Here is a 16,881-nt window from a genome sequence, read left to right on the forward strand (position 1 = left end):
TGAATAAACAATCTGTTCACCCATGACCATGGCACACACCTAAAGCCTCGAAACATTTTCATTCCTCCTTTATTGACTTTGTAAGTATTGATCTATTAAAGCTCCGAGATTGTTGAAGACTTGAAGTCAAGATAATTAGAAACTCTCTTCCTTGAAAACCCTCTTTTTTCAATTACTCTCTAATAACCATTAGATCATTATCACGATAACTTCAAAGAATCTTTTAACTCTTTCTTCAAAAATTCTAACTCGTTGAGATCTGGAATAAAGTATGAAGGACCTGGCACTTCAGGTGTCGTTCCCTTGATTTCCTTCGTTTGAATAGACGTTGAACTTATTGTAGGAAACTTTTTTTGCAGGGCAAGTATTTCACTTGGTTTAAAATTAGTCTCAACGTTATCTTTTAATACCTCTGAAATCTTATTAATTTCAAATAGTGTGTCTCCTGACTTGACTTCATCTACCGTAGCTTTAATAAACTGTCTTTGACGTTCATCTCTTGAGTAAACGGTGTTCACATCACGCTTTCTCATTCTTACAAATGCGAGCGCTTCTTCCCCATTCATTTCGGTTATTCCCTCATCAAAGTAAATCCGATCATTTGAATAAAAGTTCTTTTCCCAAAATGGATATTTCACATCTACCTCAACTCCACCAATCGCATCAACAATGTCATGAAATCCTTCAAAATTTACAGCCACATACTTATCGATCGGTATCTCCAAAAGATCTTCCACTGTTTCTACGGCTAACTTTTTGCCTCCATAATTGGTAAGGTACCCATATGTATAAGCAGCATTTATTTTATGAGTCCCAGCGTATTCACTTCCAACTTTTTCAACCGGAACTTGCACTTTTGTATCCCTAGGAATACTTGTCATCGTTACTTCTTTTGACTTAGGATCAAGAGTTATAACAATTTGAGTATCAACTCTTCCGCCTTTTCCATCTGAGGAATAATCTTCAATTCCAAGTAGCATAATTGATATGGGTTCATTTCCTACTTTTACTTTCGTGTCTCTTAATTCTGACATATCGTTATCCCGTTCAAGTTCACTATAAGATTCCTTCGCCGTATCATATACTTGGAACCCTAAATAACCCACGATACAAATGACAATAAAGAAAAGTGATAGAGTACCAATGAGGATTTTTTTCCTGCGCTTTTTTCTTCGCCGATCTGTGAATCTATTTTTCATCTTTTTCTCCTTTTTCCTATGGATCGTGAAACCATTATTCACTTAAGTGTTTCCATAATAGGTTCCTGCACTATAGTGATCTTGCATCGCCAACAACTGAGAAACCGTTAAAAAGTGATAGCCTTCCTCTTCAAGGGTAGTTAGGAGCCGTGGTAAGGCATCGGCCGTAGTTGGATGCACATCATGTAACAGGATGATCGATCCAGATACCACTTCCTTGTTTACGACCTGATTGATCGCATCAACATTCTTACTTTTCCAATCCAATGAATCAACGGACCATAGAATAAGAGAAGCTCCATTGCGACTTGCCACTTCTTCAACTTCTGAATTGATCGCTCCATAAGGCGGTCTGATAAGTGTAGGCGTTTCCCCTGTCGCATCCTGGATCTTTTGAATGGAGCTTTGGAATTCCTTTTGTATTCTAGACTCTCCTAGTTTCGTTAGGTTCATATGATGATCCGTATGGTTTCCAATTTCATGCCCAGCGCTAGCCACTTGTGCAGCAAGAGAAGGGTTCTTTTCTACTTGACTCCCTAACATAAAAAACGTAGCTTTAGCTTGATGTTGCTTTAGTATCTTCAAAACCTGTGGAGTGACGTTCGGATTAGGTCCATCATCAAAAGTCAGCGCAACATACTTTTCTCCAGGTTTAAGAAGAGGTGGCTCGCGCTCTGCTGTTGCAGCTGTATTTTCTTCCTCTAAAGGAAGTTTAATTTCAATTGGCCCCTCCCCGTTTTCGGTTAGGTTAGACTTCTCCATATAGAAGATAAGCGAACCTTCATGTGCCAACCAATTCCATGAGTCAGGCGCACTCAATAATTCACTGAGCCTTTGATCGATTAATTCCTTATTATACTGATCGTTTTGTTTTAATTGCTTCTCCAAAGTAGCACGAACATTCTCTAACGTTTTTCCATAGGAAGTGAGTAAATCGCTTATTTTTAGGCGGTTATGATTAGCATCTACCGTAAAAACTTTGACGTGATTTTCACTAGAACCAGTATGTACCAAGTGATTGGCGTTAAAGATTAAACTCGTTGTATCTTTTGCTCCTAGTTTTGCATCTGCTTGAATCGTTAAGTGAGCACGACTTCCAGAACCAAGCTGATCTTTTTCAGATTCTACTTCAGAGAGAAACGTTTCTTTCTGTTTTTCAATCCACGCTTCAATCGTTTTTCCAAGAGACCGATTATCAATAATCGGTTTGGTAACCAGTATAGTATAACGCTCGGTTTCGTCAGTCACTTGCTCAAATTCAATGGTATTTTCCTTATCAACTTCCTTTGCGCTACTATCTCCAACCCACTTGCCAATCCCAATTACAATAAAAAGTCCTAATAAAATAAGCACAACCCATCCGGGCCATTTGATTCGCTTGAAAGGCAATCTCTTCATCATATTATCGATCCTCTTTCATTTCATCTATGAAAAATGTTCAGACACGGTATAAAACCTATCTGTAGACATATATACAAAAGAGTCTATCGATAGATAGACCCTAAGATTCAAACATACTATTAAATCCTATGGTTGTTGGCATTATCATTTACCTGATTGGTAATCGTCTCAACAATATCAGAAACACTTACGTTTTCAGTCGAAAGGGAAGTCCCTAAATCGTATCGCTCAAATGCCTCTAGACAAGCATCCGTCTGGTGAAAACACCAGGCACCTTCTTGTTCTCCTCGCTTCAACAGTCTCTGATGAATGGTATCTTTACTTGCTGTTAAGCAAAAGGTATGGATGTTTTTATCCCATTTTTTCAGTCCATTAAAGATATATTGAAAATAATCAGGTTTTCGAAGCGTCATAGGAACGATTAAGTTTATTTGATAACGACTTATTAAACGAGCTGCTGTTTCGACCGTTAATTCCGGCCACAACTGCAGATCTTGAAAATCACCCGTATGAGCCTCTTGTGCCTGAATGTCTTTTGGCATAATGTGCCGTAGCATGTACCCGATTACTTCAGGATCATAAATCATACTATTATCAATTTCATTTAATAAAGCTTCTGCAACGCTAGTTTTCCCAACACCAAATGCTCCGTTTACCATAATAATCATTAGACGATCCCCTCATCACTAAAGTTTCATTTCTCTCAGTTTGTTTCTTCTAATTACTAAGAATTTATTAATCTAAATTTAGACTGCTTATGACCAAATCGTTCAAGCTCTTCTTCAAATTGCATGCCAGCTTTTTGTAGCACATGACAGGAAGCTTTATTCTGAGACTGTGTTTCCGCCACTATGGTAGAATACCCCAGTGTTTCAATCCCAAATTTCAAGATGTGCGTAATGACTTCTGTAGCATACCCTTTTCCCCAATAGTCAGGTAAGAATTGATAGCCGATTTCGATATCACGCTCATCATGATACGTATCGAGAAAAACCAGTCCTATAAAAGCTTCCGTCTCTCGTAACCGTATCGTCCAATGCAAAGCTACATTTTGAGAGTGAATCATCTCATTAAATCTCTTCCCATAACCGACTTCATCAACAGGACCGCCTAAATATTCCCGAACATGCTCATTTTCATATAGTTGTTTAATATCAGCATAGTCCTCTATTGAAAGAGGGATTAGCATGCATCGTTCAGTATTCAACAAGACTTTTCCTCCTCTCCTTCCAATTCCCCCAGGCGATATCAATAGAATTTTGAGAGCGCAGGAAACGAGTCAATCACATCATCGTATTCCGATATTTCTCCAAAACCATACTGTGCATAAATGAAAGGAATTTTGGCGTACCTCGCTGCTTTTAGATCCCCTTCCGTATCCCCTATATAAATAGGCGATGTCAGATTGTTTCTCTCTATAATCAGCTGAATATTTTCCCCTTTTGAAAGGCCCGTTCTCACAGGGTTTTCAAAATCTCGAAAGTACTTATCAAGTTGGTGATACGTATAAAAGGATTCAATATACCCATCCTGGCAGTTACTGACGATATAGAGTTTGTAGGAGTTTGATAGTCTCTTCAATACGGTCTCTACCTGAGGAAAAAGAGAACCACCGTGTTTTTCTAAGTATCCTTGTTCAACTTCGCAACACTCTCTTATCACCTGGTCTCTGACATCTTCCGTTAAATAAGGAAAAAGCTTTAAACTGATCTCCTGCATTTGTAACCCCATCGTTCCTTCAAAGTCAGTTCTTGTGAGTTCCCGATGAACTTGTGGGTGTTCTTTCAGACGACTATTCCATGCGAGTAATACAGTATCAATCGGATCCCAAATGGTTCCGTCTAAGTCAAAGATAATGCTATCCATATAGTGATCTCTCCCAGTAAAACGCTTAATGGAAAAACTTCTTATTCTTTCAGCATAAGAGCAGTTTCGTAATATTCTAATAAAAGAAACGGAATCATGCTTTCTACCTCAACTATGTATATAATTGTAAAAAGAGACACTACATGACGTTTGCTTCTATATTCATGCCTCAATATAACTCGAGGCATATTTTACAGAGGATGATGAGATGACGTACTCAAATCTAGGATTCGAAATAAAAGCATTGCGGCAGATGAGAGGATTTTCACAAAAAGAACTTAGTAAGAAAATTTGCTCACAAGCTCAAATCAGTAAGATCGAAAAAGGTGATGTCTATCCCCTTGCCCCAACTTTGTATGAAATCGCAAGCCGATTAGGAGTAGATATTAACTACTTTTTTGAGAGGGCATTGATTGAAAGACATGATTATGTAGAAGAGGTTTATATTCAGGTAAGAGAAGCGATCAACCAGCAAAACTATCAAAAAGTATATGAAATTGTTAAAACAGAAAAGAAAAATCCCCTTTACCATCACCATTTAGATTTCAGGCAGTTTATCATGTGGCATGCGGCCATTTGTAAATACCATTTGGAACTCGATACAAAGAATACACTCGACTTGTTAGATGAAGCTCTGAAATTAACCCATACAGGTAAATTTTATAGTGAACGGGAAATCGAAATTTTAAATAGCAAAGGGGTTATTTATCTCTTAACGGAGGAGTATGCAGCAGCCATTGATCTTTATCAACGCTTATTAGAAGAACACGAGAGGTTACGAAACGAAAAAGACACAACGATTAAGATTAGAATCTACTATAACTTCGCAAAAGCACTAAATAAGAATAAAGAGTATCATTCATCGATAAAAATTTGTAAGTATGGTATTGAGGATTGCATCACTAAAAAAAGCATGTACCTTTTTGGTCATTTATACTTTCAGTTGGGATACAATTACTTTCAAACAGGTCGAAGAGAAAACGCAATTCAGTACTTTTCCAAAGCCTATACCATTTTCGATCTACAAAATGAGGATGAGCTCAAAAAGCATATCGATCAATATTTCCTAAAAGGACTTGAGGGTTGTGGCAGTAGAGATGTTTCACCCTCCAATCGCCAAACTAAATAGAAAACATTAAGAGAAGAGGATCAGATCCGTTTCTCTCTTCTCTATGAATTATTCCACCTCTGGATGTTCAGTAAGTCTATCCATCTAAAACCTTATATTAATGTATTAGCTACTATAGCTCTGAATTATGTATTTATTACGACATCTGCATTGTCTAATGGCTTAATCGTGTTAACATAGTATTCCTCGGCCTTCCAATACCTCTTTTCGAATTTTTCTCTGTTTCGTTTAGTAGTTTCTGTTTCACGCATAAACCTTTTTTCCCGAGGACAGTCCAAAAATAATACTTTATCAAAATAGTCCCTCCATTCCTTACGTTGGAGAAAAACTCCTTCAATAACAATCCACCCTGTCTTAGGCAAATCAATTGTTCTGAATTCATGTGTATCTGTATCATTATTATAATATGGGAGATCAATTTGATTGCAGTATGTAAGTTTTTCAAAAAATTGTTCCTTTAACCACTCAACGTCCCATTGGAGATTAAAATACTCATACCATTCTTCAAATCCAGTATTATAACGGCTTTTTCTTTCAACGATATGATCATCGATATGAAATAAATAATATTCAATCTTTTCCTTATCAAGGAGCTCATGAAGTTGTTTGACAAACGTTGTTTTTCCAGACCTACTCAGCCCATCTATTCCCAGAATGTATCTTCTATTAGATTGGACTGATGAAATCAGTTCCGATAAATTTATTTCCATCTATTTCACCCTTTCCAATTGATTCATTTTACTCCTTCTTTTTGACTTAAAGGAATATGAAACAATTACCATTTAATATACTATTGCAAGAATATTTTATCTTACCTCTCATCATTTTTAGGACATACAAATGTAGAACTTATTCCGGACAAATTACCTTATTGAGTGCTTATCTATTTTTCATCAAACGCTCCGAATTTATTGAAGACTTCGAGATAAAATAGTTTACTGTGGTTCTATACAACCTAGGATATTGATGACAAAAATTTACCCAATAATCGGAACTTGTTTTTTCGATAGTAAGTCTTCAACCAACACTTTATGTTCGGTAAATATATTCTTCGGCAGTTCTTTAAGTGAATAAAATTTATTATGTATGGATTCTTCATTGCTTTCAATTAGATCTCCACTATACTTTTTAGAAATAAAAGAAATTAGAACCAATGCTACTTGGTCTCCATTAGAAAATGTTTTGTCATACTTAGGACCAGAATAAATACCGAACAATTCAAGCTCGTTTAATATTAGTCCGGTCTCTTCGTACACTTCTCTCTTGGCTGTATCTACAACACTCTCACCTAATTCCATAAACCCGCCCGGAAACCCCCACTGACCGTTATCTGTGCGTTTTTGCATTAGTACACGGTTCTCTTCATCAAAAATAAAAGCCCCAGAAACAACCATAATTACTTTCTCGTTACCTACCAATGACCTCAAGCGCTGTATGTAATCCAATAAGACCACCCTCTCCAGAGAATTCGTTCTTTTTCAACTAAACTTCCACTCGAAATTTCACTTCTATTACGGTAATTTACTAATAAAAAGGAGTCGTTATCTTTAGTCTGTCAAAAAAGACTAAAGAAGGGAACAAACCATAATTCCAGGTTTGCTTCGAGATGCGGAACAACGTAATTAAGTAGTGTATAAAAAGAGAAACTAGTCCAAACCAACCTTAATTCTTTAGATTCGTAACAATATTAACTACGTCTCTGCGAGTTTGACTTAAATACCAATTAGAATTTTCATTTAAGTCAATAGAGATTCTTTCTATGGATTCTATATCAGCTGGAAGCTTTTTAATAATATTACCATGTGGAGAAATGATCATTGAGGAGCAACCCTGCTCAGGATGAGATATATTTGAAGAAACAACAAATCTTTGGTTTTCAGCTGCACGGCTTACTAAATGTGCATTCCAAACCAAAAGGTTATTTGAATTTGTTACGTTAGTTAAATAAAAAGTAATTTGCGATCCTTCCTGAGCTAAGGCTTTCCATTGCTCTGGAAACCTAATTTCCCGACAAAGTTGTATAGAAGCCGTAATACTTAAATCTCCCTGCTGTAATCTAAAACACGACAGCTCATTACCAGATTGTAGATATTCTCTTTCATGGAAGGCTAAATTTACTTTCTTATAAATGTAACTAATTTTGTGAGGCGCCATGTAGATTCCTGCATTGTACCAACTTCCTTTTTCAAGAATACATGAACCAAAGATTAAATGAATATTTTTCTCATCAACGATGGATTGAAGCTGTTCTAATGACGACTCGATATGGAAGGCAACAGAAGAGTTCAGAAAAGCTAAACTTTCATTATACCCAGATAAGCAACCCTCGGGCATGACTATAATGTCATTTCCTTTTGCTTTTGAGATTAATCTTTTCATTCTTACTAGATTCTCAAGCACATTTAGAGTTGGAGAGAAATGTGTTAAAGCAATGGTTATTTTCAAACCATAACCCCCTTCGAAAGATTTACTCCCTAATGCAGAAAATTGTATTATAAAGTAATTATATTGTGGGTAATTTTATAGCATCAACTATGACAGAAACAAAACCTAATTTTCCTTCTGCATTGCGATGATCAAACCTCTTTGAGCGATAGATGAACCCTTCTTTCTCATCCCAATCATTATAAATAAACTCTCCGTGTTCATTACAATATTCTAGTAACATAACTTTATATCCAGCCTCTTCAAACATTGATTTTAACGTTGTATAATTATGTACAATTTTATGACTCGCTGCTGGATGGTCACTTGGACCAGGTCCTCCTACTTGAACTCCCTGTTGGTAATCCTTATCAGGAAAATAACCATCTGGAACTGCACAACGAATGTAACCACCTGGCTTTAGATAGGTAAAGCAATTTACTGCGGCTGCCTTTCCTTCCTCGTATGTTAAATGCTCCCATACATGTTCAGCTAAAATAGCCTCTATAGAATTCACTTTAAATCTGCTTTTCCAATGGTCTTCATTTAATAAATCTAATTCTGCTTCTTGAGTTTGAATCCAATCAGGATTATTCGAGTGTTCCCCTGCCCCAATAACAACTTTAATTGCTTCTTTTGTTTTAATTGTAGACATCCCCTTTGAAATTAATGGAATATATCACATTCTATACATTTATAGGTAATACCTTTTCATTCAAGTGTTTTTATACAAAATCTTGGTATTATCTCGAATTCAAGTATTCAATTAAACTGCCCGATTGCTGAACAACATCAAATTTTCATCTAACCTAATTTTAACATCTTACTCAATACATTTTTCAGAAATTTCAACGATTACCTTGTCTTCTTTTCATAATTCGCAACCTGCATTAGTGAGAGAAAAAATACAAATTAAAAAAGAGCCACGAATTCTCATCCAATTCGTGGCTCTTTTTTGTCTGTATTTATATTGATCTGTTATAGTCAAATTCGATTGCACCACTGATGTCGTAATCAGCAGGATCTAGATCAGTCTCTTTCCCTAGCGCGAGTCTTGCCATTTCAAGGCCAAGATAAGGGCCAACGGTAAGACCAGATGCTCCAAGACCATTTGCTGCTAGAAGTCCCTTCACTCCCGGAACATGACCGAAGACTGGTAGGAAACCTGGTGTAAATGGACGAAAGCCCACTTTCGTATCCAGTAATGTGCTAGTGGCGAGACCTGGTGCAACAGCAAGTGCTTTTGAGAAGATTTCAGAGAGTCCTCCTGCTGTTACTCGATAGTCCAACCCTACATCATTTTCATGAGTTGCGCCAACAACCACGCGCCCATCATCGAAGCTCAACAAATACTGATCATTTGGGGGCATAACAACAGGCCACTGATCCGTTTTTTGATCGATCATTTCGAGATGAACAATTTGCGCCTTTTGTGATGTGACTTTGAACTGAAGTCCAAGCGGAGCTAGTAATTCTTGCGCCCATACTCCAGCAGTCATGATTACCTGATCAGCATCAATCCTTTCGTTAGCAATTGAAACGCCTGTCACTTCTTTCCCAGTATAGATAAGTTTTGCGTCTCCTATGCGATTTTTCGCGCCATACTTTTCTGCAGCATGAAGCAACGATTTTCGAAGTGCTGAACCGTTGACTCTCGCTGCTCCACTTACAAATACGGATTGATATTCAGGAGCAATAGGTGGAAAAAGTTTTTGTGTTTCTTCAGCTGACAATTTTTTTATTTCTCCAATTTCAGGAGCATCTTCTCTTCTTTTTATTGCTCGATCTATCATTTTATCAAGCTTTGCTTCATCAGTGTGTAGACTAATTGCACCAACCTTTTTATATCCTGTTTCGGTTTCCCCATCTTTCATTAATTGATCGATTAAGTCGGGGTAATACTTCGCTCCACCTTTCGCGAGTCGGTACCAGATTTTGTTTCGACGCTGTGAGAGCCATGGACAAACAATCCCGGCAGCTGCATCTGTTGCTTGACCTGGTTCCTGCCGATCTACTATGGTAACGTCTGCTCCTTCTTTCGCAAGATGATAAGCTGTAGAAGCACCAAGAATACCTGAGCCAATAATAATTGTTTTCATTTCGAACACCTATTTCATTAAATTCATTTCTTTCACTATTCTACAGAAGTTCTTTGCAACGCTCAAATTGTCGGAACAGTGAACTTCTATTTCACAACCCCAATCCTATTTATCAGAACAAGATATGTGCTAAAATAGGGCCATTACATACAAAGGAGCACAGCATCATGAAAAAAACATTGGATCATATCGGTATTGCTGTCAGACGCCTGGATGAGAGCATTCAGTTCTACACTGAAGTATTAGGTGGTGAGCTACTTGACCGCTATCGTAGTGAAGCGAAAGGTGTAGAAAGTGAAATCGCTGTTATTGACCTTAATAACAGTCGTATTGAATTGCTGATGCCTACAAATAACTCAACATCTCCCATTGCACGTTTTATGAAGCAAAAAGGGAAAGGTGTGCATCACATTGCATATGTAGTCAACAACCTTGATGAGGCTTTAGTTGAGCTACAAGCACAAAACATTCGAGTAATGGAGGAAACGCGTCGGGTAAATAAACATGGAAGACGTCTCATCTACCTTAATCCTGCTGATACAGAAGGTACTATCATTGAATATTGCGATTACCCTGATTTAAAGTAACATTTACTACAGCTGAATAAACGCAAGACGAATAATAAGAATCATAAAAAGTAAAAATGTGAGCACAAGTAATACATTTAATCTACTTGGCAAATCACGATTTCGATTGTTTTTGTCACTCATTCTCTATCTCCTCCTGTTGGTCAAAACAATTTCCTTATCTTCATTACAAAAGGTGTTGTCTATGAAGCATATCAAAACATTATTCCATTTTGGATACTTACAGGCCATTTCATGTTTGTTTCCAGTCGTGATTTTCTTAACATTAGCACTTAGTGAATGGATAAGCCCTTCCTTTATCTCAAGGTATGACTTTATTCTGATTGTTTGTATTCTTACTCAAGTCATCATGTTGTTAATGAGATATGAAACGATCGACGAGATGAAAGTAATTCTGGTTTTCCATGTGATTGGTCTTATTCTTGAACTTTACAAAGTTCATATGGGTTCATGGTCTTATCCTGAAGAAGCATTTTTCAAAGTAGGAGGCGTTCCATTATACAGTGGATTTATGTATGCTAGTGTGGCCAGTTATATGTGTCAAGCGTGGAGGAGGCTTCATCTACATCTAGAAAAATGGCCACCATCCTGGATTTCAATGACGCTTGGTGTATGCCTATATGCCAATTTTTTTACCCACCACTACATATATGATTTCCGATGGTTTCTAAAAATTCTCGTAGTTATCCTTTTTATCAGAACGATGGTTCGATTTACTGTTAATAAAAATACCTATCGAATGTCACTCTCGCTTTCATTTATTCTAATCGGTTTCTTCATTTGGATTGCGGAAAACATCGCGACATTCTTCGGCGCATGGACGTATCCTGGTCAAGAAAACGGCTGGGAAGTTGTTCACATTGGTAAAATTAGCTCGTGGCTTCTGCTTGTTATCGTTAGTTTCATAATCGTCGCTCAATTAAAGCATACAAAAAACAATAAAAATTCCCTAACAAAAGAGCAGCTTACAATGTAAACTGCTCTTTTGTTAGATTATGATCACTTTTACAAATCTAATGTATGCTCCTGTATGGTAGTTTCCACCCATAGCGAAGTGATAGCATCCGAAGGATTACGATCGTTACAAATAATAACATTAATGAAGGTAATTCCTGTGGATAACCAAGACCTATTAGTAAGCCTGCCATCATGGCCCAAACGGCATAGACCTCTTTTTGGAGGACGGTTGGCTTTCGTCTAGCCAATAAATCACGGATAATTCCGCCACCTGTTCCGGTCATCGCTGCTGCAACCATCGCAGCAATAAAAGGATGACCCATTTGTTCCGCGAACAATGCTCCCTGTATCGCAAATGCTGCTAACCCAATAGCATCAAAAAAGCTTCCCCACTTCTCCCAGTAATAATGAATCCAGCTTGCTGGAAACAGGAAGATAATTAGGATTGTACCAATTGCAATCATAATAAGAATATCCTGCTCCCAAATGGAATCAACAGGTACACCAATTAATAAATTACGTATAATTCCGCCACCAAAAGCAGTTGCAAGTCCAAGCACAATTACCCCAAGGAAATCGAACTCCTCTTCTAGTGCAACAAGTGCTCCACTAGCTGCAAATGCAATAGTACCGATGATATTAAGAATTTCCCAGGTCACGACAATACGCCCTTTCTAATGCACTTGAAAGTTAAAGTGTACGCGAGCCCATTTCTCTTATCAAGTCTTTTTTAATAGAAGAGGAAAAAGCCTCTAGTTAGAGGCTCACGAAGAGAGGTGGTAATGCATATGGATGATATCCTCATCTGAATGAGGAATTTCAGTACCTTTTACAATTTGCGCACCGTTAATACAGCCACTAGTTAGTAAGATAATATCATTCTCGGCACCAAGGTGAAGTGATTTCAGCACTCCTTCTCTTCTTGTGTTTGTCCGATGAATATGAGGAGCCTCAGGGTTCGTAAACCCTGACATTACCTTATCTACAATAGTAGATGGTTCATGAAATCCAGGGTGATCTACAGTAACAATTATTTCGTCCGCTCTACCCTCAATTGCTTTTGCCATCTTAGGCATCTTCTCAAAATCGCGAATGCCAATACCTGCTATCATCACAATAAGCCTGCGGTGATCCATCTTCTTTACTTCATCAACAAGCCGGGTTAAGGCAACTGGTGTATGAGCGTAATCAAGAATAATTGTTTCCCGTGAAGGTCCTTCAATTACCTGAAAGCGGCCTTCTGGACTTTCTAGCTTTGGAAGAGATTGAATAATTTCAGGCATGGTATATCCAAGCAAAAGCGCTGTACCCATAGCTGAAAGAACGTTAGCCACGTTATAATCTCCAAATACCGGAACAAATACATCATATATTTCACTATGCGAATGTAGTTTGAATGAAGTTCCAGTTCCTACATATTGCAATTCAGTTGCTATTAAGTCAGCCTCTGCATCAGGGTTTAAACTATATGTTACTTTTCGATGTTTAAATGTACTTACGAGCTTTCTCCCCATCTCATCATCTATATTGATAACAGCATTTTGGGCTTGTTTAAAAAGTATCTCTTTACACATTTGATAATTCTCAAATGTATGATGATACTCAAGATGTTCAGGGGATATATTCGTATGTATTGCAACATCAAACTCGATTCCTTCTACACGTTTCTGATCAAGCGCAATCGACGATACTTCCATCGCAACTGCTTGATCACCGAGATCATGCAAATCTTTAAATATACGATGAAGATCAAGAGATTCTGGAGTAGTGGGCGTGCTTTTTTTATAAGGAATTCTCTTGCTAGAGGACCAAATCCCTGTCGTTCCAATCGAACCTGATGGCGTTCCAAGTAACGTCAGTAAGGAACGGACATAGGCAGCTACAGTAGTCTTTCCATTTGTTCCTGTAACACCAACGGTTCTGATTTTCTCATCAGTTGATCCATAATAATGTTTAGAAAAATAGGCCATCGCCTTTCGAACGTCATCGACCAGAAGAAAAGTACAAGAGGGATAAACATGTGCAAGAGTTTGTACAGCGTCTTTACATTCTGCGAATATCGCAACCGCTCCTCTATGAATGGCATCTTCCATATACAAATGGCCATCATGATTCTCCCCTTTGATTGCAAAGAAAATAGAGGCAGGACCTGCAAGTTTTGAATTGAATGTTAATTGTTTGATTGTCTGTTCTATGGGACCTATTAGTGTACGCACGTGGATATACTGAAGTTGGTTAAAATTGATGATCATGATAATTTCCTCACTTTTATTCATATTGTTTACTTTTATTGGGAAATTTTTAAAACGAAAGTAAACAATTAATCATTACTACCATTCGTCTTATCACATTGCTTAGAACATCTACTTATAGCGTGTGCAGTTTTAATACGGATTATTTCATAAATAACAACAGACAGCAGTGAGTGCTAGCTGTCTGTTTCGTCATTACTCGCCACTCGCTTCATAATGATTTGTTATTAAATCGGTTAAATCCAACTCGTCTAATAAATGCGTTGGAACAAGGAATGTAACGGTAACCACACCAGGGTTACGACCTATTTCAACCGAGCCTGTTATAGTTGCACGGTTCATAACTTCTGGAACTGATAGCCCAAGCGTATCAGCCGCTCTTTGCAACCCATTATCAGTCGCATCATTTAAATTAGCGCCTGTTCCAATAAATGATAAAGGAAAAGACTCTTCAAGCTTTGCGACACCATAAAGACCAGCTAAACGTTTAGCTGCCTGCATTTCTTTCGTAGTAAATGGTTTTGCAAGATACGGAAGATCCTCTGCTACAGGAAGAAGAATAGGACCATCTATTGCAAGTCCTTTAATGATTTTCGCTTGAAGATTAACGATACCAGATACGTCAGCAGTATGCCCAGCAATTTCTCCATTTCCTTGCATAGCGTGCATATCTCCAATATAAATCCCACCACCCGGAACTTTAACTGGACAAATTAACACAGCACCTTCTCTTACACGATTAATATCCATATGACCATCTGTACGCTCTTCTAGTTCCTCTTTTGACATCCCGTAATCATGAGGGGAATCGATCAGAAATTGACCAAAATCACCCGCATTATGAGAATCAGGGAATGGTCTTGATGGCGTCGTACCAAGCTGTCCCAAAAATGGTCGGAGCCTTGCCATTGTTCCAACAAGATCACTTGGAGCAAAGGTAACGATCGGATTTTGTACAGAGTTCTCCGGGGTAGCCATAAAGTCTCTACCTTCACTAGCTATATAATTAGCAGCAGCTTCATCAACTGTTACGCCAATTGTCCGATTTGAATCAAAGGCCATTGTATAGCCGTTTGTAAACTCAAACGGCGCGACATCCTCTCCGCAGTTTGCACAACGAATAGCTTCAGATCCCGTTCCTTCGATTTTGGTCTCGGGATATAATGTGTCACATCCCGGACACTTAACAGCAACATATGGGTCACCAATAAATCTTCCATCTAGAGGACGATCATTACCAGAAGAAGTTGCCATCGATGTAACTTGAATAGACTTAATTCGAATGGCTATTGCATCACCTACTTCGGCACCTTCAACAAATACTGGCTTTGTTACTTCATGTCCGCCTCGAAGAGATGGTGTAATCATAGGCCCCCAACAGCCAGGAGCTGTATTCGCAATAATATGTCCACCATCTTTAAGCGGCCCAATCATTTCTGCAGAAGGATCTAGAATTCCATTAGTGAACTCATTCACATAAATCGTTTGCTTCGCTTCCATTACCTCTCCCCCTTTTCACAATTATTCCTACGTTTATTATAAGAGTTATGTCGAACTATGTAAAAAATAAAGAGGTTTTAATTCATTAAAGTAATGAATAATTCATTTTTGACACTGAAACCGAAAATTCTTCGGTTTTCATTTCATTTAGGGTTTGACGAATGAATCAGCCTTGCCTATACTGAATGAACGCAAACGTAAAGACAGGTGATGAAATGGAATTTAAAATGCAATACCTCTCCTTTTATTTAATTCAAGTAGAAGGTAGCGGTGAGAGTGAAGAAACACGTTATAAACATTATCAAACGCTTGATGAGGACGGCTATGAAGATAGTTCGCTTAAAACGTTTCTAGACGGGGAACTAACCAAAATCATGAAACGAAAAGTAGATCGCCATGCTAAATCAGAAGGTGCTCCTACTAAAATAGGTCGATTCGTCGTTGAACCCGGTCACGAGTTAACATCTAATCCAAATTTCAATTTATTTGATCGAACTCGCTATGCAGAATCAGCAGATGATTTTGAAACTTCGGCTGACCAAATTGTTCAAATGTATCTGGACACGAGCGCAATCCGAGGTGGTGTCCTCATTGTTGCTTCAGCTAAATTAACGAAACTGTTTGATGACCCATTCCTATTCATTATGAAGTGTGATTTCGAACAAAAAGTAGCAACGATTACTGACGAAGAAACCTTAATTCAAAATGTAGAAATGGCGATTACGACCAAAAGCATGAAGTCTGTCCAATACCCATACATGCCAGAAGAAGGGATGATCGACAGCGCTGAAGTAAAAGTCCACCAGTCTTCTCACGCACGCTACTTCGAAGACTTCTTAAAATGGGTTGAGTACGAAAAGTCGATGCCTGAAATTGTGAAGACGCAAACGATGGGCATGGTAAAGGAACATATTCAGGAAACCTACCAGGAGGAAAGTGAAGAAAAGGAAGAGTTTGAACAGGCAATAGAAGAATGGTCTCAAAGTCCTAAGCGAGAGCTACAGGAACGCTTCACAACAGAACAGGTCGTTGAAGCGACCTCACAGATTGTTGAGCACTCCCCTGACGTTGAGTGGAAGCTGAAGCTTGACCATGTATCTGTCAAAGCCATGCTGTCTGACTTCGGTGAATCGATTCATCTAGCGAAGGTGAACGGAAAGTATGTGCTTGCGATTGAAGCTGATTCGATTACGTTTGAGAAGGGCTTTTCTCCTGTCGAGTTTCATAAGCCTGATACGCTTCAGGAAGTGGTGGAGCGGATTTATAAGAAGAATGAGAATGAGTAAACGGTAAGTGTTTTGCAGTTAAGATTTAACATGATATCTAGGAACGATAATCTTACGGATTATAACAATAATTTTATTTAATGAGGCTGGGACAAAACTAAAATACATGAAGGAAATCGCGAATTTTGAATGGTAAGAGTAAGACCTTAGCGTAGCCAACATACGTAGACTCCTGCGGGAA

General features: G+C 38.1%; 17 protein-coding genes. 4 read left to right on the top strand and 13 right to left on the bottom strand.

Features of this window, described 5'->3' with window-relative positions; all coding sequences use genetic code 11:
* Nucleotides 1–200: 200 nt before the first annotated feature.
* The 5 genes from JI666_RS19390 to JI666_RS19410 form a co-directional block, all read right to left on the bottom strand.
* On the bottom strand, nucleotides 201–1,199 hold the full coding sequence (locus tag JI666_RS19390) for an LCP family protein (protein WP_206894692.1): 999 nt from the start codon (nucleotides 1,197–1,199) through the stop codon (nucleotides 201–203).
* A gap of 42 nt (nucleotides 1,200–1,241) precedes the next feature.
* Nucleotides 1,242–2,600 (bottom strand): polysaccharide deacetylase family protein, encoded by a 1,359-nt coding sequence (locus JI666_RS19395; protein WP_206894693.1) that lies wholly within the window; start codon nucleotides 2,598–2,600, stop codon nucleotides 1,242–1,244.
* Between the two features lie 119 nt (nucleotides 2,601–2,719).
* The gene (locus JI666_RS19400) at nucleotides 2,720–3,268 is read right to left on the bottom strand and encodes an AAA family ATPase (RefSeq protein WP_206894694.1); all 549 of its coding nucleotides are present in this window, start codon (nucleotides 3,266–3,268) and stop codon (nucleotides 2,720–2,722) included.
* A 56-nt stretch (nucleotides 3,269–3,324) separates the two neighbouring features.
* Nucleotides 3,325–3,810, bottom strand: a complete 486-nt coding sequence (locus JI666_RS19405; RefSeq protein ID WP_206894695.1) for a GNAT family N-acetyltransferase — start codon at nucleotides 3,808–3,810, stop codon at nucleotides 3,325–3,327.
* Nucleotides 3,811–3,848: 38 nt separating this feature from the next.
* On the bottom strand, nucleotides 3,849–4,466 hold the full coding sequence (locus JI666_RS19410) for an HAD family hydrolase (protein WP_206894696.1): 618 nt from the start codon (nucleotides 4,464–4,466) through the stop codon (nucleotides 3,849–3,851).
* Between the two features lie 208 nt (nucleotides 4,467–4,674).
* On the opposite strand from JI666_RS19410, the gene JI666_RS19415 reads away from it, so the two are divergent.
* Entirely contained in the window at nucleotides 4,675–5,595 is a 921-nt protein-coding gene (locus JI666_RS19415; RefSeq protein ID WP_206894697.1) for a helix-turn-helix domain-containing protein, read from the top strand.
* Between the two features lie 125 nt (nucleotides 5,596–5,720).
* Here the strand turns inward: JI666_RS19415 and JI666_RS19420 are convergent, their stop codons facing one another.
* From JI666_RS19420 to JI666_RS19440, 5 genes are all read right to left on the bottom strand, one after another.
* Entirely contained in the window at nucleotides 5,721–6,299 is a 579-nt protein-coding gene (locus tag JI666_RS19420) for a kinase (RefSeq protein ID WP_206894716.1), read from the bottom strand.
* Nucleotides 6,300–6,572: 273 nt separating this feature from the next.
* Nucleotides 6,573–7,040 (bottom strand): NUDIX hydrolase, encoded by a 468-nt coding sequence (locus tag JI666_RS19425; RefSeq protein WP_206894698.1) that lies wholly within the window; start codon nucleotides 7,038–7,040, stop codon nucleotides 6,573–6,575.
* 217 nt (nucleotides 7,041–7,257) lie between these two features.
* On the bottom strand, nucleotides 7,258–8,040 hold the full coding sequence (locus JI666_RS19430) for a carbon-nitrogen hydrolase family protein (protein ID WP_206894699.1): 783 nt from the start codon (nucleotides 8,038–8,040) through the stop codon (nucleotides 7,258–7,260).
* A 58-nt stretch (nucleotides 8,041–8,098) separates the two neighbouring features.
* Nucleotides 8,099–8,674: a class I SAM-dependent methyltransferase gene (locus JI666_RS19435; RefSeq protein ID WP_206894700.1), complete on the bottom strand. Its 576-nt coding sequence runs from the start codon at nucleotides 8,672–8,674 to the stop codon at nucleotides 8,099–8,101.
* Nucleotides 8,675–8,984: 310 nt separating this feature from the next.
* On the bottom strand, nucleotides 8,985–10,118 hold the full coding sequence (locus JI666_RS19440) for an NAD(P)/FAD-dependent oxidoreductase (protein WP_206894702.1): 1,134 nt from the start codon (nucleotides 10,116–10,118) through the stop codon (nucleotides 8,985–8,987).
* A 167-nt stretch (nucleotides 10,119–10,285) separates the two neighbouring features.
* On the opposite strand from JI666_RS19440, the gene JI666_RS19445 reads away from it, so the two are divergent.
* Together JI666_RS19445 and JI666_RS19450 are read left to right on the top strand one after the other, a co-directional pair.
* The gene (locus JI666_RS19445) at nucleotides 10,286–10,705 is read left to right on the top strand and encodes a VOC family protein (protein ID WP_206894704.1); all 420 of its coding nucleotides are present in this window, start codon (nucleotides 10,286–10,288) and stop codon (nucleotides 10,703–10,705) included.
* Nucleotides 10,706–10,889: 184 nt separating this feature from the next.
* Nucleotides 10,890–11,681 (top strand): DUF817 domain-containing protein, encoded by a 792-nt coding sequence (locus tag JI666_RS19450; protein ID WP_206894705.1) that lies wholly within the window; start codon nucleotides 10,890–10,892, stop codon nucleotides 11,679–11,681.
* Nucleotides 11,682–11,718: 37 nt separating this feature from the next.
* On the opposite strand, the gene JI666_RS19455 is transcribed toward JI666_RS19450, so the two are convergent.
* The 3 genes from JI666_RS19455 to JI666_RS19465 form a co-directional block, all read right to left on the bottom strand.
* Nucleotides 11,719–12,321, bottom strand: coding sequence for a trimeric intracellular cation channel family protein (locus tag JI666_RS19455; RefSeq protein ID WP_206894707.1), 603 nt, complete (start codon nucleotides 12,319–12,321; stop codon nucleotides 11,719–11,721).
* A 105-nt stretch (nucleotides 12,322–12,426) separates the two neighbouring features.
* On the bottom strand, nucleotides 12,427–13,914 hold the full coding sequence (locus JI666_RS19460; RefSeq protein WP_206894709.1) for a UDP-N-acetylmuramoyl-L-alanyl-D-glutamate--2,6-diaminopimelate ligase: 1,488 nt from the start codon (nucleotides 13,912–13,914) through the stop codon (nucleotides 12,427–12,429).
* Nucleotides 13,915–14,109: 195 nt separating this feature from the next.
* Nucleotides 14,110–15,414, bottom strand: coding sequence for an acetamidase/formamidase family protein (locus JI666_RS19465; RefSeq protein WP_206894711.1), 1,305 nt, complete (start codon nucleotides 15,412–15,414; stop codon nucleotides 14,110–14,112).
* 215 nt (nucleotides 15,415–15,629) lie between these two features.
* Between JI666_RS19465 and JI666_RS19470 the strand changes: the two genes are divergently transcribed.
* Nucleotides 15,630–16,700, top strand: coding sequence for a DUF3900 domain-containing protein (locus tag JI666_RS19470; RefSeq protein WP_206894713.1), 1,071 nt, complete (start codon nucleotides 15,630–15,632; stop codon nucleotides 16,698–16,700).
* The last annotated feature ends 181 nt before the right edge of the window (nucleotides 16,701–16,881 follow it).

The sequence above is a fragment of the Bacillus sp. NTK071 genome (genome assembly GCF_017303315.1).
GTDB lineage: Bacteria > Bacillota > Bacilli > Bacillales > Guptibacillaceae > Guptibacillus.

Excerpts from the sequence above, each read along its gene's own strand:
- JI666_RS19445 (WP_206894704.1), top strand. The coding sequence starts at position 10,286 with ATGAAAAAAACATTGGATCATATCGGTATTGCTGTCAGACGCCTGGAT.
- JI666_RS19410 (WP_206894696.1), bottom strand. The coding sequence starts at position 4,466 with ATGGATAGCATTATCTTTGACTTAGACGGAACCATTTGGGATCCGATT.
- JI666_RS19450 (WP_206894705.1), top strand. The coding sequence starts at position 10,890 with ATGAAGCATATCAAAACATTATTCCATTTTGGATACTTACAGGCCATT.
- JI666_RS19465 (WP_206894711.1), bottom strand. The coding sequence starts at position 15,414 with ATGGAAGCGAAGCAAACGATTTATGTGAATGAGTTCACTAATGGAATT.
- JI666_RS19460 (WP_206894709.1), bottom strand. The coding sequence starts at position 13,914 with ATGATCATCAATTTTAACCAACTTCAGTATATCCACGTGCGTACACTA.
- JI666_RS19470 (WP_206894713.1), top strand. The coding sequence starts at position 15,630 with ATGGAATTTAAAATGCAATACCTCTCCTTTTATTTAATTCAAGTAGAA.
- JI666_RS19390 (WP_206894692.1), bottom strand. The coding sequence starts at position 1,199 with ATGAAAAATAGATTCACAGATCGGCGAAGAAAAAAGCGCAGGAAAAAA.
- JI666_RS19440 (WP_206894702.1), bottom strand. The coding sequence starts at position 10,118 with ATGAAAACAATTATTATTGGCTCAGGTATTCTTGGTGCTTCTACAGCT.
- JI666_RS19395 (WP_206894693.1), bottom strand. The coding sequence starts at position 2,600 with ATGATGAAGAGATTGCCTTTCAAGCGAATCAAATGGCCCGGATGGGTT.
- JI666_RS19400 (WP_206894694.1), bottom strand. The coding sequence starts at position 3,268 with ATGATTATTATGGTAAACGGAGCATTTGGTGTTGGGAAAACTAGCGTT.
- JI666_RS19415 (WP_206894697.1), top strand. The coding sequence starts at position 4,675 with ATGACGTACTCAAATCTAGGATTCGAAATAAAAGCATTGCGGCAGATG.
- JI666_RS19435 (WP_206894700.1), bottom strand. The coding sequence starts at position 8,674 with ATGTCTACAATTAAAACAAAAGAAGCAATTAAAGTTGTTATTGGGGCA.